At 71.4% G+C, this 3819-nt stretch carries 5 protein-coding genes; 3 read left to right on the top strand and 2 right to left on the bottom strand.

Annotated features, from left to right (window positions below; genetic code table 11):
* Positions 1 to 42: 42 nt before the first annotated feature.
* Genes ACJOT3_RS33375 through ACJOT3_RS33365 form a run of 3 tightly spaced genes read left to right on the top strand, consistent with a single transcriptional unit; the run spans position 43 to position 1454 of the window.
* Complete coding sequence (locus ACJOT3_RS33375) at positions 43 to 432, top strand: F0F1 ATP synthase subunit epsilon (RefSeq protein WP_220562983.1); 390 nt, start codon at positions 43 to 45, stop codon at positions 430 to 432.
* Positions 433 to 450: 18 nt separating this feature from the next.
* A complete protein-coding gene (locus ACJOT3_RS33370) occupies positions 451 to 894 on the top strand; it encodes a DUF2550 domain-containing protein (protein ID WP_406977125.1) in 444 nt (147 codons plus the stop codon).
* Between the two features lie 47 nt (positions 895 to 941).
* Positions 942 to 1454: a hypothetical protein gene (locus ACJOT3_RS33365; RefSeq protein WP_406977124.1), complete on the top strand. Its 513-nt coding sequence runs from the start codon at positions 942 to 944 to the stop codon at positions 1452 to 1454.
* Here ACJOT3_RS33365 and ACJOT3_RS33360 read toward each other — a convergent pair.
* Both ACJOT3_RS33360 and ACJOT3_RS33355 read right to left on the bottom strand, forming a co-directional pair.
* Positions 1451 to 1876, bottom strand: a complete 426-nt coding sequence (locus tag ACJOT3_RS33360) for a hypothetical protein (RefSeq protein ID WP_406977123.1) — start codon at positions 1874 to 1876, stop codon at positions 1451 to 1453. The genes ACJOT3_RS33365 and ACJOT3_RS33360 overlap by 4 nt on opposite strands.
* Positions 1877 to 1964: 88 nt before the next feature.
* Positions 1965 to 2561 (bottom strand): cob(I)yrinic acid a,c-diamide adenosyltransferase, encoded by a 597-nt coding sequence (locus tag ACJOT3_RS33355; RefSeq protein ID WP_406977122.1) that lies wholly within the window; start codon positions 2559 to 2561, stop codon positions 1965 to 1967.
* Positions 2562 to 3819 lie beyond the last annotated feature (1258 nt).

Genomic DNA, 3819 nt, shown 5'->3' with positions numbered 1-3819 from the left:
CCCCCCCCGCCGATCCCAACCGCTGGCCGAGGAGTTCAGGCAGTGTCGAAGAAGCTTTTCGTCGAGATCGTCTCGCCCGAGCACGAGGTGTGGGCGGGCGAGGGCGACATGGTCATCGCGAAGACCGTCGAGGGTGAGATCGGTATCCAGCCGAACCACATCCCCGTGCTCTCGCTGCTCGCCGAGGACGCGGTCGTCCGCGTGCTGGGCGCGCGGGAGAACGGTGAGGTCCGCGCCGCCGCCCACGGCGGGTTCATCTCGGTGTCGGGTGAGGGTCGCGTCTCGATCCTCGCCGAGACCGCGGAGCTCGCCGAGGACATCGACGTGGAACGCGCCCGCACGGCGCTGAAGAACGCGACCGAGGGTGACGACACCGCCGCCCTGGGCCGCGCCCGCAGCCGCCTGCGGGCCGCCGGCGAGGACGCCTCCTAGTTTTCGGAACGGGGGCCCATGGAACAGCCACTGGAACTGCTTCGGTGGGTGTTCCCCGCCCTCGCCCTGTGCGCGGTGGCGGTGGTGTGCGCCGCCGTCCTGCGCCGCCGGGTCATCCTGCGGCGCGGCGGGGCGGTGGAGTGTCACCTGCGCTTCCCGGGCGCGAGGGGACGCCGGGGCGCCTGGCGGATCGGCCTGTGCCGGTACGGTTCGCTGGACCTGGGCTGGTTCCCCGCATTCTCGATCAGGCCGCGGCCGACGGCAGAGCTGTCGCGCCGCGGTCTCGTCGTATCCGGACGCAGACCGCCCCACCCCGGCGAGGCCCTGCCCGCCGACACCACCGTCGTCCACCTGACCTGGCCCGGGCACCCCGCGGCGGAGATCGCCATGAACGACGCCACCCTCACGGGCTTCCTCTCCTGGGTGGAGTCCCTGCCCCCGGGAACCGACTGGGACTCCTGAGCGCGCCGCCAACGCACACACGCGCCGGGGTGGCAGGATGCGTTTCCATGATGGTGTCGCGGTTGCGGGGCCTGACCGCCCTCGCCCTTCTCAGCCCGTTCCTCGTCTCCTGCCAGCCGACCGGCGGCCACGTCGCCGCGGTCGCCACCGGCCATTTCACGGCCGGGCACAAGTTCCCCGTCGTCATGGTCACCTGGTGCGGCGAGGAGCCGCCCCGGCAGATCGACCTGCTCGGCGAGACCCAGCGAAGACACCTGGTGGCCACCCGCGAGTTCGAGGGCCGCTCCCTGGAGGTGGACCTGTCGGCCCCGGGCGCGGACTGGGACATCATCGGCGGCGACGGCCGCCCCGTCTACCGGATGGGCCCGGAGTCCCCCGACGAGGAGTACCTCCTGGGGGTGGGCACCACGGAGTCCGGCCCCGGCGAGGCCACCGAGCACGACATCGCGGTGCTGCGCTTCACCACCGGCGCGCTGGCCTCCGAACAGGGCCTCTACGCGAGCGTCTCCGGCGAGGAGCCGGAGTACGCCGACCCCGACGACTTCCCGCCCGCCTGCTAGTCGTCGCCCTCGATGATCCGCACGGCCCGCTCCCAGTCCGAACGGCGGGTCAGCCACCGGTACACGGGGAGTCTGCGGCGACCGCCGTCCGCGGACTCGAAGACGATCCGGCCGCCCTCGACCAGGAAGCGCTCACCTGAACGGGTGGGACCGACATCCCGGCTGCCGAACCAGCCGGGCCCGCTGAACGCGATGCGTCCGTCGGAGTAGCGCACCAGCTCGAAGGTGTGGCGGCGCAGGTGCAGGGGGCCGGCGACCAGCAGCACGATCGCGATGAGGACGGCCGGGTTGAACGCGCCGAGCGCGATCAGCCACAGGTTGAGGGCGAGCAGCACCGCGCCCAGGACGGTGAACGACCAGCCGATGACCGGGGTGTTGCGGGCCTGGAGCATCTGCCGGGAGACGCGCTTCTTCTCCGTCACGGGGGGGTTCCTTCGGAGGGCCGGGGGAGAGGACGGCTTCACTCTCCCCCGTCCCTCCGGCGGTGTCCAGAGGCGGACGGGAATCGGGTCAGCGTTCGCCGCCGGGTTTCCACAGGACCTCGTCGCCCTCCCGCGCCACGTACCGGCCCAGGATGAACAGCAGGTCCGACAGGCGGTTGAGGTACTGCGCGGTGAGCGGGTTGACGGAGTCGCCGTGCTCCTCGATCGCCGCCCACACACTCCGCTCGGCCCGCCGGGTCACCACCCGGGCGGTGTGCGTCAGGGCCACCGTGGGGGAGCCGCCGGGCAGGATGAAGCTGCGCAGGGTCGGCAGGTCCGCGTTGTAGGTGTCGCAGGCCTCCTCCAGCCGAGTGACGTACTCCGGCAGGACACGCAGCGGCGGGTACTCGGGATCCGGAACGATCGGGGTCGACAGGTCCGCCCCCAGATCGAACAGCTCGTTCTGAATCCTCGACAGCAGCACCCGCACGTCCTCGGGCACCTCACCGAGGGCCAACAGGGTGCCGATGGCCGCGTTGGCCTCCTCGGTGTCCGCATAGCCGACGATCCGGCTGTCGTTCTTCCGGGTCCGGCTCATGTCGCCGAGAGCAGTGGTCCCGGCGTCCCCGGTCCGCGTGTAGATCTTGGACAGCACGACCGGCTTGTCCGTGTCCCGTTGAGTCATCCCCCCACCCTAGAACCGAACCGCACCCCTCTCCGCAGGGGGTCGCCCACACGGCCGGGGGCCTGGCTCCGGGGGTGAGCGCTGCAAAGTCTCCCGTCCTGGCCCCTGGAAAGAGAGCGTTGTCGTTCACCTATGCCCTTTTAACGCTGTGGGGGGTGGGGGTGTGTCTGTTTTGGGGCCCCGGCACAGCTCGGGGGAGGGATCGGTTCCTCCGGTTCCAGGGGGTGGGCGGAGGTGTTGCCTCCGTTCCCGGTCTTGTGGGGGTGAGGGTTGCGGGTATCGGGACCTTCGCGGCAGGGGGTTTCCCACCCGACCTGGGGCCCTCGGCCCCAGCCCGGTCACTTCCCTGGCCGCCCCCGCCGCAGGGGGTGGGGGCGGCAGGAGGCCTCTGGTCCTGGCCCCGGGGGGTTTCCCACCTGACCTGGGGCCTCAGCCACAGCCCGGCCACCTTCCTGGCCACCTCCGCCGCAGGGGGTGACGGCTGCACGAGGCCTCCCGCCCCCACCCCAGGGGGTTTCCCACCCGACCGGGGGCCTCAGCCACAGCCCGGTCACCTTCCTGGCCACCTCTGCCGCAGGGGGTGGGGGCGGCAGGAGGCCTCTGGCCCTGGCCCCGGGGGGTTTCCCGCCTGCCCGGGGCCTCAGCCACAGCCCGGTCACCTACCCGGGACCTTAGCCATAGCCGGAGGGCGTTGTGCCTCCCCCGCCGCAGGGGGTGAGGGCCGCACGAGGCTTCCCGCCCTGGCCCCGGGGGGTTTCGGTAGAGCGGGACTGGACCCCGACCCCAGGGGGTGAGACAGCAAGAGCAGGTTTCCCAAACCCCCGCCATCTGCGGACGGCGGTGTGCGGAGACCGCTCTCGGTCGCGTTGGTCTCCACGGGTCACCCCTTGGGAACGTACAGACCCGGGCTGGGCGCGGAGCCGTCCCCACGGTACGAGGCTCGGCAGACCAGCAGGTGTACGCGTTGGGCTCACGTCCTCGGTGGTGGGGGTGTTTTCCGGGGACGGGTCGGGGCACAGCGCACATCCCCGGCCACACAGGTCCACGGAAAGACGCTCCGCCTGTGAAGCCGCGGTTGCACAGACCTCGCTTGAAAGCCCAGACACCTGGTGTACTGATCTTTGATGTGTGGGTTGACAGCCGAGCGAGCTGGGAAAACCCTGGCCATGGAGCTTCCCCTCTCCTCTCCCCGCACTCCTGCCGAGTACGAGAAACGACGCCTGGTCGCCGCGGAGCTGTTCGACCAGGGCGAGCTGTC

This window comes from Nocardiopsis protaetiae, from assembly GCF_045446735.1.
Taxonomy (GTDB): Bacteria; Actinomycetota; Actinomycetes; order Streptosporangiales; family Streptosporangiaceae; genus Nocardiopsis; species Nocardiopsis protaetiae.
This window is presented reverse-complemented; position numbering and strand designations above follow the sequence as displayed.